The organism is Streptomyces sp. NEAU-174, assembly GCF_052665095.1.
In genome coordinates this window covers 721,695-739,640 of the sequence record NZ_JBQTCE010000003.1, presented here as the reverse complement: position 1 = coordinate 739,640, position 17,946 = coordinate 721,695, and the positions used below count along the sequence as shown (strand labels likewise).

Annotated in this window: 15 protein-coding genes; 5 read left to right on the top strand and 10 right to left on the bottom strand. The window is 72.4% G+C overall.

Annotated elements, in window-relative coordinates; translation table 11 throughout:
- Window positions 1–2: 2 nt before the first annotated feature.
- Window positions 3–914 (bottom strand): shikimate dehydrogenase, encoded by a 912-nt coding sequence (locus tag ACT2CW_RS12665; protein WP_445516583.1) that lies wholly within the window; start codon window positions 912–914, stop codon window positions 3–5.
- Window positions 915–1,039: 125 nt separating this feature from the next.
- Here ACT2CW_RS12665 and ACT2CW_RS12660 point away from each other — a divergent pair, with 125 nt between their 5' ends.
- Entirely contained in the window at window positions 1,040–1,687 is a 648-nt protein-coding gene (locus tag ACT2CW_RS12660; RefSeq protein ID WP_086884539.1) for a TetR/AcrR family transcriptional regulator, read from the top strand.
- Between the two features lie 61 nt (window positions 1,688–1,748).
- On the opposite strand, the gene ACT2CW_RS12655 is transcribed toward ACT2CW_RS12660, so the two are convergent.
- From ACT2CW_RS12655 to ACT2CW_RS12630, 6 genes are all read right to left on the bottom strand, one after another.
- On the bottom strand, window positions 1,749–4,331 hold the full coding sequence (locus ACT2CW_RS12655; protein WP_445516582.1) for a SpoIIE family protein phosphatase: 2,583 nt from the start codon (window positions 4,329–4,331) through the stop codon (window positions 1,749–1,751).
- 57 nt (window positions 4,332–4,388) lie between these two features.
- Window positions 4,389–5,108: a class I SAM-dependent methyltransferase gene (locus ACT2CW_RS12650; protein WP_445516581.1), complete on the bottom strand. Its 720-nt coding sequence runs from the start codon at window positions 5,106–5,108 to the stop codon at window positions 4,389–4,391.
- Between the two features lie 134 nt (window positions 5,109–5,242).
- Window positions 5,243–5,944 (bottom strand): cytidylyl-2-hydroxypropylphosphonate hydrolase, encoded by a 702-nt coding sequence (gene fomD / locus ACT2CW_RS12645; RefSeq protein ID WP_182473394.1) that lies wholly within the window; start codon window positions 5,942–5,944, stop codon window positions 5,243–5,245.
- A 68-nt stretch (window positions 5,945–6,012) separates the two neighbouring features.
- A complete protein-coding gene (locus tag ACT2CW_RS12640) occupies window positions 6,013–7,431 on the bottom strand; it encodes a class II fumarate hydratase (RefSeq protein ID WP_445516580.1) in 1,419 nt (472 codons plus the stop codon).
- Between the two features lie 78 nt (window positions 7,432–7,509).
- The gene (locus ACT2CW_RS12635; RefSeq protein WP_445516579.1) at window positions 7,510–9,846 is read right to left on the bottom strand and encodes a bifunctional polysaccharide deacetylase/glycosyltransferase family 2 protein; all 2,337 of its coding nucleotides are present in this window, start codon (window positions 9,844–9,846) and stop codon (window positions 7,510–7,512) included.
- Window positions 9,843–10,733 carry a hypothetical protein gene (locus tag ACT2CW_RS12630; RefSeq protein WP_445516578.1) on the bottom strand — a complete coding sequence of 297 codons (891 nt, stop codon included), beginning with the start codon at window positions 10,731–10,733 and terminating at the stop codon, window positions 9,843–9,845. The genes ACT2CW_RS12635 and ACT2CW_RS12630 overlap by 4 nt, the downstream gene beginning before the upstream one ends.
- Window positions 10,734–10,900: 167 nt before the next feature.
- Here ACT2CW_RS12630 and ACT2CW_RS12625 point away from each other — a divergent pair, with 167 nt between their 5' ends.
- Window positions 10,901–11,995: a chitinase gene (locus ACT2CW_RS12625; protein WP_445516577.1), complete on the top strand. Its 1,095-nt coding sequence runs from the start codon at window positions 10,901–10,903 to the stop codon at window positions 11,993–11,995.
- Between the two features lie 131 nt (window positions 11,996–12,126).
- On the opposite strand, the gene ACT2CW_RS12620 is transcribed toward ACT2CW_RS12625, so the two are convergent.
- Window positions 12,127–13,815: a fumarate hydratase gene (locus ACT2CW_RS12620; protein WP_445516576.1), complete on the bottom strand. Its 1,689-nt coding sequence runs from the start codon at window positions 13,813–13,815 to the stop codon at window positions 12,127–12,129.
- Window positions 13,816–14,001: 186 nt separating this feature from the next.
- Between ACT2CW_RS12620 and ACT2CW_RS12615 the strand changes: the two genes are divergently transcribed.
- Together ACT2CW_RS12615 and ACT2CW_RS12610 are read left to right on the top strand one after the other, a co-directional pair.
- A complete protein-coding gene (locus ACT2CW_RS12615) occupies window positions 14,002–14,688 on the top strand; it encodes a DUF1707 SHOCT-like domain-containing protein (protein WP_445516575.1) in 687 nt (228 codons plus the stop codon).
- Window positions 14,689–14,866: 178 nt separating this feature from the next.
- Entirely contained in the window at window positions 14,867–15,223 is a 357-nt protein-coding gene (locus ACT2CW_RS12610) for a WhiB family transcriptional regulator (RefSeq protein ID WP_020868722.1), read from the top strand.
- A 163-nt stretch (window positions 15,224–15,386) separates the two neighbouring features.
- Here the strand turns inward: ACT2CW_RS12610 and glpX are convergent, their stop codons facing one another.
- Complete coding sequence (glpX, locus tag ACT2CW_RS12605) at window positions 15,387–16,418, bottom strand: class II fructose-bisphosphatase (RefSeq protein WP_020868721.1); 1,032 nt, start codon at window positions 16,416–16,418, stop codon at window positions 15,387–15,389.
- A 222-nt stretch (window positions 16,419–16,640) separates the two neighbouring features.
- On the opposite strand from glpX, the gene ACT2CW_RS12600 reads away from it, so the two are divergent.
- A complete protein-coding gene (locus ACT2CW_RS12600; protein ID WP_445516678.1) occupies window positions 16,641–17,180 on the top strand; it encodes a DUF4245 domain-containing protein in 540 nt (179 codons plus the stop codon).
- 93 nt (window positions 17,181–17,273) lie between these two features.
- Here the strand turns inward: ACT2CW_RS12600 and ACT2CW_RS12595 are convergent, their stop codons facing one another.
- Window positions 17,274–17,864: a malonic semialdehyde reductase gene (locus ACT2CW_RS12595; RefSeq protein WP_445516574.1), complete on the bottom strand. Its 591-nt coding sequence runs from the start codon at window positions 17,862–17,864 to the stop codon at window positions 17,274–17,276.
- Window positions 17,865–17,946 lie beyond the last annotated feature (82 nt).

The following is a 17,946-nucleotide window of genomic DNA, read 5'->3' as shown; positions in this document are numbered from 1 at the left end:
GATCAGCCTCCGGCGGGGAGCTCGAGCAGGTCGGAGAGGTCGGTGAGCATCTGTTCGGCGTCGGGTTCGCGGCCGGTGAAGAGGCGGAAGGCGTCGGCGGCCTGGAAGACGGCCATGCCGCTTCCGTCCAGGGTGCGGCAGCCGGCCGCGCGGGCGGCGGCCAGCAGCGGGGTCTCCAGCGGGCGGTAGACCACCTCGGCGACCCACAGCCCGGCCCGCAGCAGCTCCACGGGCAGCGGCAGTCCGGGGTGGGCGGCCATCCCGGTGGGGGTGGCGTGCACCAGCCCGTCGGCGCCGCCGACCGCCGCCGGGAGCCCGCCGGGCGCGACGGTACGGACCCGGGCCGCGCCGAACCGCGCCGCCAGCGTCCCGGCGAGCCCGGCGGCCCGCGCCGAATCGGTGTCGGCCAGCGTCAGCCGGTCGGCGCCGACGGTCAGCAGCGCGTGGGCGACGGCGGCGCCCGCCCCGCCCGCGCCGAGCAGCACGATCTCGCCGGTGGGCGCGTCCGGCAGGCCACGGGCGAAGGAGCGGGCGAAGCCGGACCAGTCGGTGTTGTGGCCGATGGCCCGGCCGTTCTCGCCGAACACCACCGTGTTGACCGCGCCGAGCAGCGCGGCGTCCTCCGACAGCCCGTCGAGGTGCTCGATCACCGTCTGCTTGCACGGGTGGGTGATGTTCAGTCCGTCGAAACCCAGCCGGGCGGCGGCCCGCACCAGCTCGCCGACCCCGTCCGGGCCGAGCCCCAGCGGATCGATGTCGATCAGACGGTAGAGATACCGCAGTCCCTGGCGGTCGGCCTCGCGCTGGTGGAGGGCGGGGGAGAGCGAGGGGCCCACTCCGGATCCGATCAGCCCCACCAGACAGGACTCCCGCCCCTCCCGGCCTTCGGGTGACTGCCCCGTGCTGCCCCGCATACCGGTGACCTCCCGCCTTCCGGGCTAATGTACGAACTGGTTCGTTAGTAGCGTGGACAGTAAAGGCCCAGGACCGCCCTCTTGTGAACCCCCTGGACGCAGCCTGGACGTAGAGTGGCCCCAGCATGAGCGATCAGCCGCCGAAGAACAGCCGCCTCCGCGACGCCGTCCGCACCCAGGCCGAGATCCTGGACGTCGCCACCCGCGAATTCGCCGAGCGCGGCTACGCCGGGGCCCGCGTCGACGAGATAGCCGCCCTCACCCGCACCACCAAGCGGATGATCTACTACTACTTCGGCGGCAAGGAACAGCTCTACATCAAGGTCCTGGAGCGCGCCTACACCGGCATCCGCGAGGCCGAACAGGCCGTGGACGTCACCGGTCTCGACCCCGCCGAGGCGATCCGGCACCTGGCCGAGCTGACCTTCGACCACCACACCGAACACGCCGACTTCATCCGGCTGGTGTCCATCGAGAACATCCACCGGGCCGAGCACCTGGCCAAGTCCGAGACGCTGGCCAAGGCCGGCACACCGGTGATCGACCTGATCTCCGGGATCCTCGCCCGCGGCCGGGAGCAGGGCGTCTTCCGGGGCGACGCCGACGCCGTCGACGTCCACCTGATGATCAGCTCATTCGCCGTCTTCCCGGTGGCCAACCAGCACACCTTCGGCACCCTCTTCGGCCGCGACCCCCTGGACCCGGGGCGCCGCGCCCACTACCGCCGGATGGTCGGCGACATGGTCGTGGCGTACCTCCGCGCCGGGGCCTGAACCGTACGGCGACCAAACGGCGACCGTACGGCACAGGCCCCGGCGCGCGGGGCGGGCCGGCTCAGGACGGCATCGCGAGCTCGAACCAGACGACCTTGCCCGTGGACAGCCGGGTCGCGCCCCAGCGCCGCGCCATCCGGTTCACCAGATACAGCCCGCGCCCGCCCTCGTCGGACGGCCGGGCCTGGCGCAGCCGGGGCAGCTGCGGCACATCGTCGCCGACCTCGCAGCGCAGGACGTCCGTGCGCAGCAGCCGCAGCGTGATGGGCCGCTCCGCGTAGCGCACCGCGTTCGTCACCACCTCGCTGACCAGCAGCTCCACCGCGTCCGTCAGATCGTCGAGGTCCCAGCGGGCGAGCGCCCTGCGGGCCAGCCGGCGCGCCTGCCCGGCGGTCTGCGCCTTGGGGTCCAGGAACCAGTACGCGACATCGCTGGGCGCGATGCCCTCGAACCGGGCCGCGAGCAGCGCCACGTCGTCGTCGCGGTCGCCGGGGCCGAGCATGTCCAGCACCTCGTCGCACAGCGGCTCGAGCGGCGGCGGGTTGGGGCCGGTGAGCCGGGCGGTGGCGGTCAGCCGCTCCCGTAGCTGCTCGATCCCGGTCCACACATCGCGCATCCGCGACTCGACCAGGCCGTCGGTGTAGAGCATCAGGGTGGCCCCGGCGGGCGCGTCCAGTTCGACCGCCTCGAAGTCGACACCGCCGACCCCGATCGGCGCCCCCGGCGGCACCCGCAGCACCTCGGCGCGGCCGCCCCGGTGCAGCAGCAGCGGCGGCGGATGGCCCGCGTTGGCCACCACGATGCGGTGGGCGACGGGGTCGTAGACCGCGTACAGGCAGGTGGCCATGCGGTCGGTGCCCAGCCGCTGGGCCTGCTCGTCCAGGTGGTGCAGCACCTCCTGGGGCGGCAGGTCGAGCCCGGCGAGGGTCTGCGCGGTGGTGCGCAGCTGGCCCATGATCGCGGCGGAGGTCATCGAATGGCCCATCACATCGCCGACCACCAGCGCCACCCGGTTGCCCGGCAGCGGGATGGCGTCGTACCAGTCGCCGCCGACCCGCGCGGTCTCGGCCGCGGGCAGATAGCGGCTGGCCAGCCGGACGCCGGTGGGCTGCGGCAGCGAGTCGGGCAGCATGGTGCGCTGGAGCTCGTCCGCGATGTAGACCTCGCGCCCGTACAGCACCGCCTTGTCGACGCCGAGCGCGGTGTGGGTGGCCAGCTGGGCCGCCACCAGCAGATCGTCGGGTTCGAACGGCGGCCGGTCCGGGCGGCGTACGAAGACGGCCGCGCCGATCACCCGGCGGCGGCCGCGCAGCGGCGCCAGCACGGTGCGCTGACCGGTCGCCACCGACGGCCCCTCGCCGAGCAGTTCCGGCAGCGCGGCGCGGGCCGCCTGCGAGTCGCCGAAGACCGGCCGCACCCCGCGCAGCACCTCGGCCAGCGGGCCGCCCGCCTCCACCTCGCACAGCTCGGCGGCCGGGCCGCCGCCCACCGCGGGCGACAGATCGGGCTGGGAGGGCAGCAGCGACAGCCGGCCGCTGTCGGTGTCCGGGTCCAGCGGGATCCGGTCGGTGCGGCGCAGCCGCAGCACCACCGGGCCGACCGGGCGCTCGTCGCCGACCGGCAGCGGATCGCGCAGATAGACCAGGATCGCGTCGGCGAAGGTGGGCACGGTGGCCCGGCACAGGCCCAGCACGATCTCGTCCAGGTCGATGCCCCGGGCGATCCGGCGGGTGGCGGCCCCCACGAACCGCAGCCGGTCGCCGCTCCGGTCCCGCGCGGTGGCCGCCTCGGCGGCCGCGGCGCCGCCCGCGGGCGGCACGGTGGGCGCTCCGCCCTCCGGCGCGCGGTAGGCGACCTCACCCGCCGTGGCGGCCGCGGTGTGGGCGTCGCCGGATCCGGATGCTCTGCGGGCGTCGTTGGACCCGGGCGCTGTGTGTGGATCGCCGGACCCGGCCGCCGCATGGGCCTCGCCGGATCCGGTTGCCGTAGGTGCTTCACCGGCCCCGGCCGTCGCGGAAGCCTCGCACGGGCGTTCCGGATGCTCGCCCGCGCCGGCGCCCCGGCGCGCCGCTCCCCGGCCGCGTCCGTCGCCCTGGGCGGCCGGGGGCCGCTCGTCGGGGCCGGTGCCGCCGTTCGCTCCCGGCCGGCGCGACGCGCCTCTTGCGGCATTGCGATCCGCGTCCCACACAGGCTCGCCCTCCGGTGTGCCGTGCTCCGGCTGCGCCGGGTGCTCGCTCTCCGCCGTGTTCCGGCGCTCCCTGCCTCCGCCACCGCGCGCCGCGGCGGCGCTCCCCCGCCCGTCCGCGCCGTCCGCGCCGCTCCTGCCGCGGCCACGGCGCGCGGGCCCGGTCCGGTCGGCGCCCTCGCCGCGCTCGGGGGCGGCGCCGCGCCCTCTGGCGCGGGGCGCGGGCTCCCCGGCCGGGCCCGGGGGTCCGTCGTGGGCCGCCGGGCCGGCGGGCCCGTCCGCGGGGTAGGCCGGACGCGGGCGGCCGTCTCCCGGCTCCTGGCCGGGGGCAGCCGTCTGCCGCACGGCGGTCCGCGGGTCCGGGACCGCGCCGTGCGCGTCGTCGGGCGCGGCCGCGCCCGGGGCGGCGGCAGAGGTGGCCGCCTGCCGCCTGCTGTGGGAGGTGGGGTGCTCCGTCACGCGTGGGTTTCCATCCGTCCGGGGCCGTGCGCCCGCGTCTCGTGGGCGCACCGAGTGTCAGGCACGTCGTCGGCAGTTCAGATAGAGCTGGATCTCGGGTGGTACGTCCGTGCTGGCCGGGGCGTACGCGTGCGAGTCCTCCCCGGCGACCTCGAAGCCCGCATCGCGGACGGCCTGGCGCAGCTCGTCCCGCAGATAACCGGATACCCGGACCGAGTTGCCGAGGAACGGAATGGGGAAGTCGTCGATGTCCGCCTCCACCATGCCCAGCCCCAGCAGCCCCCCGGGTCTCAGGACGGCGTGCAGGGTCCGCAGTGCGTACGGGATCTCCGGGCGGGGCAGCAGCAGCAGCGTGAAGTAGGCGGCGATGCCGTCGAACGGGCCGAGCTCCCGGGGGCCTCCGGGGCCGTACCGGCCGCCCACCCGCAGATCGACGATGTCCACATGCTGGAAGGTGGCCTCCGGCACATTGTCCCGGGCCAGCTTGAGCATGCCCGGGGAGATGTCGATGCCGACCACCTCGTGCCCCGCGTCGACCAGCTGACGGGCCGTGGGCAGGCCCGTACCGCAGCCGACGTCGAGCACCCGGGAGCCGGGCGGAAGCGTCTCGGCCAGCCAGCGGCCGGCGTCGACCTGGCCCTCCTTGTGCGGAAAGGCGTCGTCGTAGCGGTCGCCGATGTGGTCGAAGGCTTCCGCCTGACCGCTGCGGTCCAGCGCGAGACGGTCGAAGTCCGGGTAGCCCTCGTAACCGTCCCCGTGCTCGTCCTCACCGCTCACGACTCCGCCCCCTCCTGTGACATTACGTCAGATCTTGCGCATCGCCCGTGACTTGCGCCGGCGTCTGGTGTCCCGCATGGGCAGTGTTCCGGACGACGATCCTACGTTTGAAACACTGGGACACGACAAGAGGTTCATGACCTCGAGTGTGCCGAGGTGTGCTTCTTGTCCGTACGGCCCCAGTCCGCCGGAAGAGCGGGCACCGACCACGCGGGGTCGGGCCGCCAGTTCTCCCACCCGTCCCGGAAGGGCGCTCCCCAGGACTCGATGGTCGCCGCGGCCGCCCGCCCGGCGGCCCGGACCCGCTCCGCCTGCTCGGGACCCATCAGCCCGGCCCGCTGCGCCTGCGCGAACTCGTCCTCGTCCTTCCATTCCCAGCTGCGGTCGGGGTAGACCGCGATGTCCAGGAAGTGGTCCTCGGAGTCCACTCCGCGGTCCCGGCGGACCAGCGGCTCCTCCAGGTTCACGTACCAGTTCCGGAACTGCCAGCCATGGTCCCAGAACAGCCACACCGACCACGGCTCGCCGGGCCGGGCCAGCTTCAGCACACCGGTGCCGAACCACTGGGAGCGCGCGGTGGTCCGCGGCTTGGTGTACCGGGTGGGCAGCGGCTCGTGGTGCACCGAGGTGCCGTCGGTGAGCTGCGGTTTGACGCAGATGGTGCCGGGGGCGAGCCAGACGGCGAGCAGCTCCGCGGTGTCCTCGACGACGGTCACGGGACGGCAGATGTGGATGAGGTGGGAGGCGTTCGCCCGATAGCGCCACAGAATGTGGTCGCCCGGTGCCCACCGGGCGGCCTCCGCCGTCCCCGTCGTCTCCACGATGTCCGCTGTCATGAGCAGATCTTAGGTGCGCGCGGGCCGCGATGCCGTGACCTATGACGCAACCGGGGGCCAACGCCCGGCTAAGGATGTGTCATGCGCAGGACGTCGAGGGCCTCGTCCAGCTGGTCGAGCGTCAGCAGCCCCCGCTCCACATAGCCGGACTCCAGCACCACCTCGCGGATCGTCTTGCGCTCCGCGAGCGACCGCTTGGCCACCTTCGCCGCCTCCTCGTACCCGAGGTAGCGGTTGAGCGGGGTGACGACGGACGGCGAGGACTCCGCGTACTCCCGGGCCCGCTCGGCGTCGGCGGTGATCCCGTCGATGGTGCGGTCCGCGAGCAGCCGGGAGACATTGGTCAGCAGCCGGATCGACTCCAGCAGATTCTTGGCGATCACCGGGAGCATCACATTGAGCTCGAAGTTCCCGGCGGCCCCGGCCGTGGCGACGGTGGTGTCATTGCCGGTGACCTGCGCCGCGACCATCAGCGTGGCCTCGGGGAGCACCGGGTTGACCTTCCCCGGCATGATCGACGAGCCGGGCTGGAGATCGGGCAGCGCGATCTCGGCGAGCCCGGTGCGCGGGCCCGACGCCATCCAGCGCAGATCGTTGGCGATCTTGGTGAGGCCGACCGCGATGGTCCGCAGCTGCCCGGACGTCTCGACCAGCCCGTCCCGCGCGCCCTGCGCCTCGAAGTGGTCCCTGGCCTCGGTCAGCGGCAGCCCGGTGGCGCGGGCCAGCTCGGCGATGACGGCGGCGGCGAACCCGGGCGGGGTGTTGATCCCGGTGCCCACCGCCGTACCGCCCAGCGGCAGCTCGGCCAGCCGGGGGAGCGAGGCGCGCAGCCGCTCGATCCCGTACCGCACCTGGGCCGCGTAGCCGCCGAACTCCTGACCGAGGGTCACCGGAGTGGCGTCCATCAGATGGGTCCGCCCCGCCTTGACCACCTCGGCGAACTCGGCGGCCTTGCGCTCCAGCGCCTCCGCCAGATGGGCCAGGGCCGGGATCAGATCGCCGGTGACGGCCGCGGTGGCCGCGATGTGGATGGACGAGGGGAAGACGTCGTTGGAGGACTGGCTGGCGTTGACGTGGTCATTGGGGTGCACCGGGCGGCCCAGGCGCTCGCTCGCCAGGGTGGCCAGCACCTCGTTGGTGTTCATATTGGACGAGGTGCCGGAGCCGGTCTGGAAGACGTCCACCGGGAAGTGGTCGTCCCAGCGGCCCTCGGCGACCTCGGCCGCCGCCTCCGAGATCGCCCTCGCGATCTCCTTGTCCACCACGCCCAACTCGGCGTTGACCAGGGCGGCCGCGCCCTTGATCCGGGCCAGCGCCTGGATGTGCGCCCGCTCCAGGCGCTGCCCGCTGACGGGGAAGTTCTCCACCGCCCGCTGGGTCTGGGCGCGCCACTTGGCGTGCGCGGGCACCCTGACCTCTCCCATCGAGTCGTGCTCGATGCGGTAGCCCTCCTGGGGGCCGTCGTCGCGGTGGCTCTCGTCGGTCATGGGGACACCTCCGTCCAGCACAGCGTCTTCACATCACGCCGTGTTCCCGCGCCCGCTGAGCCGAACGGGTGAGCCCGGTCACCGTACGGCCTCGGGCGCCCGTGGGGTGTCCACCTCGCCTGTGCGCTTGAGTTTCTGCCACGGCAGCAGGGCGCCGGTGGCCGCGGTCACGCAGGAGTGCAGCAGCACCAGATACATCAGCTGGCGGTAGGCGATCTGCTGCAACGGCAGTACGGCCAGGGCCCGGTAGTTCTCCCGGTCCAGCCGGAACGCGTACGCCGCGCCCAGCAGCTGCACCAGCAGCAGCGCCGCCCACGCCAGCAGCGAGCGCACCGGGTCCAGGAAGATCACCCCGTAGAGGGTGAAGAGGTCGATCAGCGGCGCGCACAGCGGGGTGAGGATCTGGAAGAGCACCACCAGCGGCATCCCCACCCGCCCGAACCGCCCCGAGGGCCCCCGGTCGATCAGCGAGCGGCGGTGCTTCCACAGCGCCTGCATGGTGCCGTAGGACCAGCGGTAGCGCTGCTTCCACAGCTGGCCGAGGGAGCTGGGCGCCTCGGTCCAGGCGCGGGCGTGCTCCTGGTAGACCACCCGCCAGCCGGCCCGGTGCAGGGCGATGGTGATGTCGGTGTCCTCGGCCAGGGTGTCCGCGCTCATGCCCCCGGCATCCAGCAGCGCCCGGCGGCGGAAGGCGCCGATCGCGCCGGGGATGGTGGGCATGCAGCGCAGCAGGTCGTACATCCGCCGGTCGAGGTTGAAGCCCATCACATACTCGATGTGCTGCCAGGCGCCGATCAGCTTCCCCCGGTTGCCGACCTTGGCGTTGCCCGCCACCGCGCCCACCCGCGAGTCGGCGAACGGGCGGACCAGCTCCCGGATGGTGGTGGGCTCGAAGACGGTGTCGCCGTCCATCATCACGATCAGCTCGTGGCCGGCATGGGCGATGCCCCGGTTGAGGGCCGCGGGCTTGCCCGCGTTGGCCTGGCGCAGCACCCGTACGTTGGGCAGCCCCATCGCCTCGGCGATATCGGCGGTGCCGTCGGTGGAGCCGTCGTCCACGACCAGGATCTCGATGGGGTGGGTGGAGGCGGACAGCGACTTCAGGGTGTTGGCGATGCACTCCTTCTCGTTGTACGCGGGCACGATCACGCTCACCGGATCGGTGACCTCCTGCACCCGGCTCCAGCGCCGCCGCTCCCGGGAGCGCCGGTGCCACCAGGCGAGGACCACCATCAGCAGCAGCCGCCCGATCACCGAGAAGCCCACCAGGCCCAGCAGCCCCATCAGGAACGGCAGCGCGCTGTGGCTGACCGCGGCCGCCCAGATCAGCGCCCGGCCCTCCCAGACCGGCAGGGCGCGGGCCGGGTGGTTGGCGCTGTGGGCGCCGAGCGCGCCGGTGACCGTGGTGAAGGAGTAGCCCTTCTTCTTCATCCGCTCGATGTAGATCGACAGGGCCTTCACCGTGCGGGCGCGGTTGCCGCCCGCGTCGTGGAAGAGCACCGACGCGCCCTTCCCGCCCTCGGGAGTGGCGTTCTGGACGATCTCCTTCACCGGGGGCCGCTGCCAGTCCTCGCTGTCGGTGTCCACGAAGGCGCTGACGTAGCCCTTGGAGCCGATGTGCTGCTGGACCGGCCAGGTGCGGTCGTCCAGCGCGCGGACCTGGGAGGCGTACGGCGCGCGGAACAGCGAGCTGGTGATGGACGCCGCACCGGCCAGGGCCAGCTGGGACTGGGCCAGTTCGCGGTCCATGCGCCCCTTGTCCTGGTACGACAGGTCGACATGGGAGAAGGTGTGCACCCCGACCTCATGGCCCGCGGCCCGCATCCGGCGGACCAGCTCCGGATGGCGGATCACCATCTGGCCCAGTACGAAGAAGGTCCCCCGCACCTTGTGGCGGCGCAGCACGTCGAGGATCTCCGGGGTCCAGCGCGGGTCCGGGCCGTCGTCGAAGGTCAGCGCGATGGTCTTGGCGGGGATGGCGTGCTCGGTGGCCTTTCCCCGGTGGTCGAAGGTGATCACCGGGCCGCCCTTGCGCAGCCGGTCGGGGACCGTGCGGGCGGCCTGTGAGCGGTGCACCCGGGCGTCGTTGCCGACCTCGGCGTGCAGATAGCCGTCCAGCAGCAGGGTGCACACCAGCGCGAGGAGGGTCGCGAGGGCGAGCGCCATCCGGGTGCGGGTGCGGAGCTTGCGCAGCCTGACGGTACGGAACCGGCTGGTGAGCTTGAGTCTGCCGATGAGCCTGAGCCTGCTCGTGAGCCTGCCCTTGGCGCCTGGTCCGCCCGGTCCGCCCTTGCGGCGCGCGGCGCGGCGGCCGGGGCCGGTCAGGCGGAACACCGTACGGGGCGCGCCGTCCTGACGGGGCGCGGGGAGCCGGCGGCGCGGCCGCGGCAGCCTCGGCGGTCTGCCGCCGCTCACGACGCGTCGTCCTCGGCCTTGGGCCCGCCCTTGCCGGTGCCCGGCCCGTCGGCCGGGGCGCCGTCTCCGGCGGGCCCCTTCGGGGGCTTGGGCGAATCGGCCTGCGGGGGCTTCTGGGACTGGGGCTTCTGGGGGGACCCGTGGCCGGGCCGCGTGGTGTGGCCGGGGGCCTGCGGATGGCCGGAGCCCTCGGCGGGCGGCTCGGCGCCGGCGGGGTGCTGCTTGGACGGGGTGTGCGACGCGCCCGCGGGCCGCTTGCCGGGCTGGTGTCCGGCCGGATGTGACGGCGTGTGGCCGGTCTTGTGGTGCTTGCCGGACCGGTGCCCCGCGGCGGACTGGGGGCCGCCGGGGCGGTGGTGCGCGGGGGAGTGCCGCGCCGCCGCGCGGGGGGCCTTGGGCGGGCCGGGCTGCGGCGGCGCGGGCCGTGGCCGGGTGGTGATGGGGGGCAGGGCGACGGGCTCCCGGGCGTCCCGGTGCGCCGGGCGCCCCGAGGCATGCCGCTCGCGCCGGTGCTGACGGTGGGTCGGCCCGTCCCCGTCGTCCCCGTACTCCTCCTCGTAGCCGTACGCGTGCGCGTCACGCCGCTTGTGCGACTCGGAGGGCCCCGAACGCGCCTCGCGGGTGTGGGCCGGCCCCCGGCCCAACGCCTCGGTGGAGACGGGATGTCCGGGGATCAGCGTCTGTGGCGCGAACGGGGTGCCGCCCGCGTAGGCCAGCCCCAGGACCGCCGAATAGCCGAGGCAGGCGGCTCCCGCGATGACGCCCACATGTCGTACCAGTCGGCCACGGCGCCCGGACAGGTCCACGAACACGGGCCCCTTCCGGGCCACGTCAGCGCGGAGGGGACGCGAAGGCGCGCGCTCGGCCACATCTGACTGAGGATCCATACGGAAGAGGTTAATGCAGAAAATACGACATGCGACATATAAGTCAAACATGCGGTGTGTCATAGTTCAGTAGGCTTCACCGAATATGCGAGGTTTGGCCGGGAGAAGGGCACGGGCGGCACAGGCCCCCGGCGCCTCGTACCGGACCACAAGGAGGAGCCAGAGCCATGAGGGCCAGCCCCCGCATGAGCGGAATCGCCGTGGCCGGCGCGGTGGTCTGCGCCACCATCGCCGTATGGGCGGGACACCAGAAGCAGTCGCCCGAGCCGCACGCCGCGCCCTCACAGCCCCGGGCGTCACAGCCTCCCGCGGCGCGCCCGCCCGCCGAGTTCGTGCCGTACGTCAACGCCTGGTCGGACTCGGGGTACGACATGGCCGCCGCGGCGTCGCGCGGGGTCAAGGAGTTCTCGCTGGGCTTCGTCGTCGCGGACGACGGCTGCACCCCGGTGTGGGACGGCGGCACCTCGCTGGAGGACGAGGGGCTGGAGGCCCGGATCGAGGGCGTCCGCCGGGCGGGCGGCGACGTACGGATCTCCTTCGGCGGCGCCGAGGGCACCGAGCTCGCCACCGTCTGCACCGACGTCCCCGAACTCGCCTCCGCGTACGCCGAGGTGATCGAGCGGTACCAGTCCGCCAGGATCGACTTCGATCTCGAGGGCGAGGCGCTCGCCGACACCGAGGCGGCCGCCCGCCGCGCCCAGGCGCTCGCGCTCATCCAGCGCACCCACGAGGGTCTGAACGTCTCCTTCACCCTGCCCGCCATGCCGGACGGGCTGACCCCGCAGGGCGTCGCCCAGTTGGAGGCCGCCAAACAGGAGGGGGTCATCCTCTCGGGCGTCAACATCATGGCGATGAACTACAGCGGCGACCACACCGGCGACATGGGCGACTACGCCGTCCAGGCGGCCACCGCGGCCCAGGCCCGGATCCGCGAGGTGTTCGGCATGTCCGACGCCGCCGCCTGGAAGATCCTCGCCGTGACTCCGATGATCGGGGTCAACGACGTCACGGGCGAGACCTTCACGCTGGAGGACGCGGCCGGTCTGGCGCGGTTCGCCGCGGAGAAGGGGATCGGACGGCTGTCGATGTGGTCCGCCGAACGGGACCAGCCGTGCACCCCGGAGATGACCCGGTCCGCCACCCCGGCCGCCCCCACGGCCGGTGCCGCGGCCCCCGAGCCGACCGCGAACGTCGTCCCCAACACCCGGTGCAGCGGCGTCACCCAGCGCCCGGGCGCCTTCGAGGCGGCGCTGAGGGGCTGACCAAACCGGCCCGTCCGGCGCTTGAGGACAGGGCCGGTCCCGGGCCGGTCGGGGGCCTGGGGGCGGAGCCCCCGGGATGGGACGGGTAAGGGCGGCGGGGGCGCATCCACGCCTCCGCCGCCCCACAGGCGTTACGCCACCCCCGGCCCCCGCACCGGAATACTCGTGAACGTCGGCTGGGGCGCCGGGTCCTGGAAGAAGTCGTTCCCCTTGTCGTCCACCACGATGAACGCCGGGAAGTCCTCGACCTCGATCCTCCAGACCGCCTCCATGCCCAGCTCCTCGTACTCGAGGACCTCGACCTTCTTGATGCAGTCCTGGGCCAGCCGGGCCGCCGGGCCGCCGATCGAGCCCAGGTAGAAGCCGCCGTGCGCGGCGCACGCGTCGGTGACCTGCTTGGAGCGGTTGCCCTTGGCCAGCATGACCTTCGAGCCGCCCGCCGCCTGGAACTGCTCGACGTACGCGTCCATCCGGCCCGCCGTCGTCGGCCCGAAGGAGCCCGAGGCATAGCCCTCGGGGGTCTTGGCCGGGCCCGCGTAGTAGACCGGGTGGTTCTTCAGGTACTCCGGCATCTCCTCGCCCGCGTCCAGCCGCTCCTTGATCTTCGCGTGGGCGATGTCCCGGGCGACCACCAGCGTGCCGGTCAGCGAGAGCCGGGTCTTGACCGGGTGCTTGGTCAGCTCGGCCAGCACCTCGTCCATCGGCCGGTCCAGGTCGACGGCGACCGCGTCCAGGTCCGGGCCCGCGCCCTTGACCAGCTCCTCCTCCGTCGTCTCCGGCAGGAAGCGGGCCGGGTCGGTCTCCAGCTGCTCCAGGAAGACGCCCTCCGGCGTGATCTTGGCGAGCGCCTGGCGGTCGGCGGAGCACGAGACCGCGATCGCGACCGGGCAGGAGGCGCCGTGCCGCGGCAGCCGTACGACCCGCACGTCATGGCAGAAGTACTTGCCGCCGAACTGCGCGCCGATCCCGATCTTCTGCGTCAGCTCGAAGACCTTCTCCTCCAGCTCCTTGTCGCGGAAGCCGTGGCCGGTCGGGGAACCTTCGGCGGGCAGCTCGTCGAGGTAGTGCGCCGAGGCGTACTTGGCGGTCTTGAGCGCGTACTCGGCGCTGGTGCCGCCGACCACGATCGCCAGGTGGTACGGCGGGCAGGCGGCCGTGCCCAGCGAGCGGATCTTCTGCTCCAGGAACTTCATCATCGATGCCTCGTTGAGCACCGCCTTCGTCTCCTGGTAGAGGAAGGACTTGTTGGCCGAGCCGCCGCCCTTGGCCATGAAGAGGAACTTGTAGGCGCCGCCGTCGGTCGCGTACAGCTCGATCTGCGCGGGCAGGTTGGAGCCGGTGTTCTTCTCCTCCCACATGGTCAGCGGGGCCATCTGGGAGTAGCGCAGGTTGAGCTTGGTGTACGCGTCGTAGACACCGCGCGAGAGGGCCTCCTCGTCGCGCCCTTGCGTCAGCACGTTCTGCCCGCGCTTGCCCATGACGATGGCCGTGCCGGTGTCCTGGCACATCGGGAGCACCCCGGCCGCCGCGATGTTGGCGTTCTTCAGCAGGTCCAGCGCGACGAAGCGGTCGTTGGCGCTCGCCTCGGGGTCGTCGAGGATGCGGCGCAGCTGGGCGAGGTGGGCGGGGCGCAGATAGTGCGAGATGTCGTGCATCGCCTCGGCCGCGAGCGTGCGCAGCGCCTCCGGCTCGACCTTCAGGAAGGTGCGCCCATCGGCCTCGAAGGTGCTCACGCCCTCGGAGGTCACCAGACGGTACGGCGTGGTGTCCTCTCCCAGGGGCAGCAGGTCCGAATAGGCAAACTCTGGCATCTCGGCCATTCCTCACTCGACAGGGCTTGGGCTGACTTCGTCGACAGCGCGTCCATAAGCGTAGAACGGGGCGGCGGGACGGGGTCTGTGAGGTAGGGCTCAGTAGCAGAGGCAGGGTCCGGTAGGGGAAGGATCAGGGAGACTCCAGGGATCGACCACTAGTCGCGATAGATCGCGACTGGGTACGCTGAGCCCGTGGATGAGCAGCAGCCCGTGCCCTTGACCAAATCCGCCCCCGCCCCCGAGGCCGCCCCGGCCCCGGCCCCGGCGCCCGCCGCGGAGGCCGAGCTCCGCGCGTCCGACGCGGACCGCGACCGGATCGCGGACATCCTGCGGGAGGCTCTCGCCGAGGGGCGGCTCCAGCCGGAGGAGCACGCCGAGCGGATCGACGCGGTCTATCGCGCCAAGACCCTCGGCGAGCTGGAGCCCCTGGTGCGCGATCTGCCCGCCGCCCCCACCCGCGGCGCCGCCTCCGCTTCCGGGCGTGACGCGGAGTCGGAGTGGCAGCGCTCCCTCCCCGAGTCGGAGAACCTGGTGGCGGTCTTCGGCGGTTCGACCCGCAAGGGCCGCTGGCGGGTCAGGCGCCGTACGAACGCCCTGGCGGTCTTCGGCGGCATCGAGATCGATCTGACCGAGGCGCTCTTCGAGCAGCAGGAGATCGTCATCCATGTCGTGGCCGCCTTCGGCGGGGTGGAGATCAAGGTCCCGGAGAACGTCTCGCTGCGCGGTTCGGGCGCGGGCATCCTCGGCGGTTTCGACGTCACGGCATACGAGGCGCAGGATCCCGACGCTCCTGTGATCCACGTCACCGGGTTCGCCGTCTTCGGCGGTGTGGAGGCCAAGCCCAAGCGGGGCAAGCGGCTCAAGAACCTGCGAGCATAAGCCCTGAAGAAGGGGTGTGCACGGGGAAGTTCCGGGTGGGACAACGGTGTGCATAAGCGCGCGCACAGCGGGTAAGGCTTGGTGCATCGTCTCTCGTACGGCTGATGGGGGTGCTAACGGGGCCGTACACCTCGAGGCGGGCAAGGGTGACCACCGGAGCCGTCGTCAGGAGTAGACCGTGCTGCAACCGCATCAGCCCCTGCTGGAAGCCGCCGTGCCCCCGCAGCGCGTCCCCGCGCGGGATCAGGCCGGCCCCTGGCACTCGGAGGCGGTGTGCCGACGGGACGAGGCCGGGCTGTTCTTCGCTCCTTCCAAGGAGCCCACGGCTGCCAGGCTGTCGCGGGAGGAGGCCGCCAAGCGCGTCTGCGCGCGCTGCCCGGTCATGGTCGAGTGCCGGGAGCACGCACTGCTTCAGCCCGAGCCGTACGGAGTCTGGGGCGGGCTGACCGCGGCCGAGCGCCGGGTCGTGCTGGCCCGTCGCCGGCGCCGGGAGGCGGAGCTACAGCGCGCGGTGCGGGTCGCCGCCGCCGGCTGAACTCTTCGGGACCTGGGCCGGGCGCCGCCGGGAGGCGGAGCCCGGCCCTTGTCATGCGGGGTCTGTCACGTGGCGTCTGTCACACGGCGTCGGCCGAACGACGCCGTTGGCTGAACGCCGCCTTGCTGAACGCCCCGTTGGCCGAACGCCGCCGTCACCTCGCTCAGCTCGGCCGCTCGAAGTCGACCGAGGCGTAGGCGCGCAGCTTGGCCAGCCGGTGGGTGGAGTCGATCTGCCGGATCGTCCCGGACTTGGACCGCATGACCAGCGACTGGGTGGTGGCGGTCTCCGCGCGGTACCGCACCCCGCGCAGCAGATCCCCGTCGGTGATGCCGGTCGCGACGAAGAACACATTGTCGCCGCTGACCAGGTCGTCCGTCTCCAGCACCTGGTCCAGGTCGTGGCCCGCGTCGAGCGCGCGCTGCCGCTCCTCGTCGTCCTTGGGCCACAGCTTGGCCTGGATGGTGCCGCCGAGGCACTTGATCGCACAGGCCGCGATGATGCCCTCCGGCGTGCCGCCGACGCCCAGCAGCAGATCCACACCGGTGCTCTCGCGCGCGGCCATGATCGCGCCGGCCACATCGCCGTCGGAGATGAACTTGATCCGGGCGCCCGCCTCCCGGATCTCCTTGACGATGCCCTCGTGGCGGGGGCGGTCCAGGACCACCACGGTGACATCCTCGGGGCTGGACTTCTTCGCCTTGGCGATCCGGCGGATGTTCACGCCGGGGGGCGCGGTGATGTCGACGAACTCGGCGGCGTCGGGGCCGGTGACCAGCTTGTCCATGTAGAAGACGGCCGACGGGTCGAACATGGTGCCGCGCTCGGCGACCGCGAGCACGGAGACGGCGTTGGCCATGCCCTTCGCGGTGAGCGTGGTGCCGTCCACCGGGTCCACGGCCACATCGCACTCCGGGCCGGTGCCGTCGCCCACGCGCTCACCGTTGAAGAGCATCGGCGCCTCGTCCTTCTCCCCCTCTCCGATGACGACGACGCCGTTCATCGAGACGGTGTGCACGAGGGAGCGCATGGCCTTGACGGCGGCGCCGTCGGCGCCGTTCTTGTCGCCGCGGCCCACCCAGCGTCCGGAGGCCATGGCACCCGCCTCGGTGACCCGGACGAGTTCCAGGGCGAGGTTGCGATCGGGAGCCTCGGGGCTGACCTCGAGCTGGGACGGGAGATGATGCTCGGTCATCGGAGCGCACCTTTCTGTACGGCGACGGACCGTGAGGGCCCCTCCGCCCCGCGAGGGGGATCAGAAGGGTGAGGGTGTTCATGACTTTATCCGCTGATTGGCTAAGTGAGCAGATAGCCCCACGCATGAGCGCGCCCTACGCATGAGCGCGCCCCACGGATGAGCGCGGCCCTGTTGCGAGGTGCGGCGACCCGATGAGGGACGATAGGGGGCGTGGCAGGTATGCGTGGCAAAGAGACGGTCCGGGACATGGTGCTGTCGCTGGCGGCGATCGGCGTCGTCGCGGCGGCCATCTACCTCTTCGGTATCCCGCATGACGAGGGCCCCAAGGGCTCCGGGGTGAAGACGGTGAACTACCGCGTGGAGCTGGCCACGGCCCGCCGCGCCGCCCCGTACCCGGTGGCAGCCCCCGAGCCCGGGACCCTGCCCAAGGGCTGGCGCGCGACCTCGGTGACCTACCGCCCGGCCGCCGCGGAGGACGGCGCGCTCTGGCACCTCGGCTTCCTCGACGAGAACGAGGAGTACATCGCGGTCGAGCAGAGCGACGGCAAGCCGGTGCCGTTCGTGGAGGAGGTCACCCAGCAGGCGCGGGAGACCAAGCGCACGCAGCGGATCGACGGCAAGGACTGGGTCCGCTACGACGGCGACAAGTACGACGCGCTGGTGCGCGAGGAGCCGGGCGTGACCACGGTGGTCACCGGGACGGCGTCGTACGGGCAGCTGACGAAGATGGCCGAGGCGCTCACCGAGAAGAAGGGCTGAGCGAGCCGGTCCCTGTGACGGCCGGGCCCTTGGCCCGGACCGGCGGTCCAGGCCAAGGGCCCGTGGTGCGTCGAGGGTGATCGAGCGAGTCGATCAGACCGTGGTGATGACGTCGTCGTAGTCCAGGCGGGGGCCACGGGGGAACCAGGCGTCCTCGCCCGGCTTGCCGATGTTGATGACCATCAGCGGGGTGTGGTCCTCGTCCAGGAACTCCTTCTGGACCCCGGCCGGGTCGAAGCCGGTCATCGGGCCGGCGGCGAGACCGGCGGCGCGGATGCCCAGGATGAAGTAACCGGCCTGAAGCGAGGCATTGAGCGCCGCGGCCTGCTCACGGGCGGCACGCTCGGCGAAGAAGACGTCCTTGGCCTGCGGGAAGTGCGGGAAGAGCGCGGGCAGCTCCTCGTGGAACTCGTTGTCCGCGGCGAGGATCGCGACCAGCGGGGCGGTGGAGGTCTTGGGCTGGTTGCCCTCGGCCATGTGCTGGACCAGCCGCTCACGGGCCTCGGGCGAGCGGACCAGCACGATACGCAGCGGCGACTGGTTGAACGCGGTCGGCGCGTACTTGACCAGGTCGTAGATCGCCTGCACCTGCTCATCGGTCACCGGCTCATCGGTGAAGGTGTTGGCAGTGCGGGCCTCACGGAAAAGCAGGTCCTGGGCGGCGGGGTCGAGAACGAGTGCCATGGAAGAAACCTCTGCATAAGCGGGGATATCGCTGACGGGCTCCACTGTACGGCGCTTAGATTAATGTTCAACTAAAAAGATG

Coding starts and splice junctions, on each gene's coding strand:
- glpX (WP_020868721.1), bottom strand. CDS start 16,418: ATGACCGAGCATCATCTCCCGTCCCAGCTCGAGGTCAGCCCCGAGGCT.
- ACT2CW_RS12625 (WP_445516577.1), top strand. CDS start 10,901: ATGAGGGCCAGCCCCCGCATGAGCGGAATCGCCGTGGCCGGCGCGGTG.
- ACT2CW_RS12595 (WP_445516574.1), bottom strand. CDS start 17,864: ATGGCACTCGTTCTCGACCCCGCCGCCCAGGACCTGCTTTTCCGTGAG.
- ACT2CW_RS12600 (WP_445516678.1), top strand. CDS start 16,641: ATGCGTGGCAAAGAGACGGTCCGGGACATGGTGCTGTCGCTGGCGGCG.
- ACT2CW_RS12630 (WP_445516578.1), bottom strand. CDS start 10,733: ATGGATCCTCAGTCAGATGTGGCCGAGCGCGCGCCTTCGCGTCCCCTC.
- fomD (WP_182473394.1), bottom strand. CDS start 5,944: ATGACAGCGGACATCGTGGAGACGACGGGGACGGCGGAGGCCGCCCGG.
- ACT2CW_RS12660 (WP_086884539.1), top strand. CDS start 1,040: ATGAGCGATCAGCCGCCGAAGAACAGCCGCCTCCGCGACGCCGTCCGC.
- ACT2CW_RS12620 (WP_445516576.1), bottom strand. CDS start 13,815: ATGGCCGAGATGCCAGAGTTTGCCTATTCGGACCTGCTGCCCCTGGGA.
- ACT2CW_RS12640 (WP_445516580.1), bottom strand. CDS start 7,431: ATGACCGACGAGAGCCACCGCGACGACGGCCCCCAGGAGGGCTACCGC.
- ACT2CW_RS12665 (WP_445516583.1), bottom strand. CDS start 914: ATGCGGGGCAGCACGGGGCAGTCACCCGAAGGCCGGGAGGGGCGGGAG.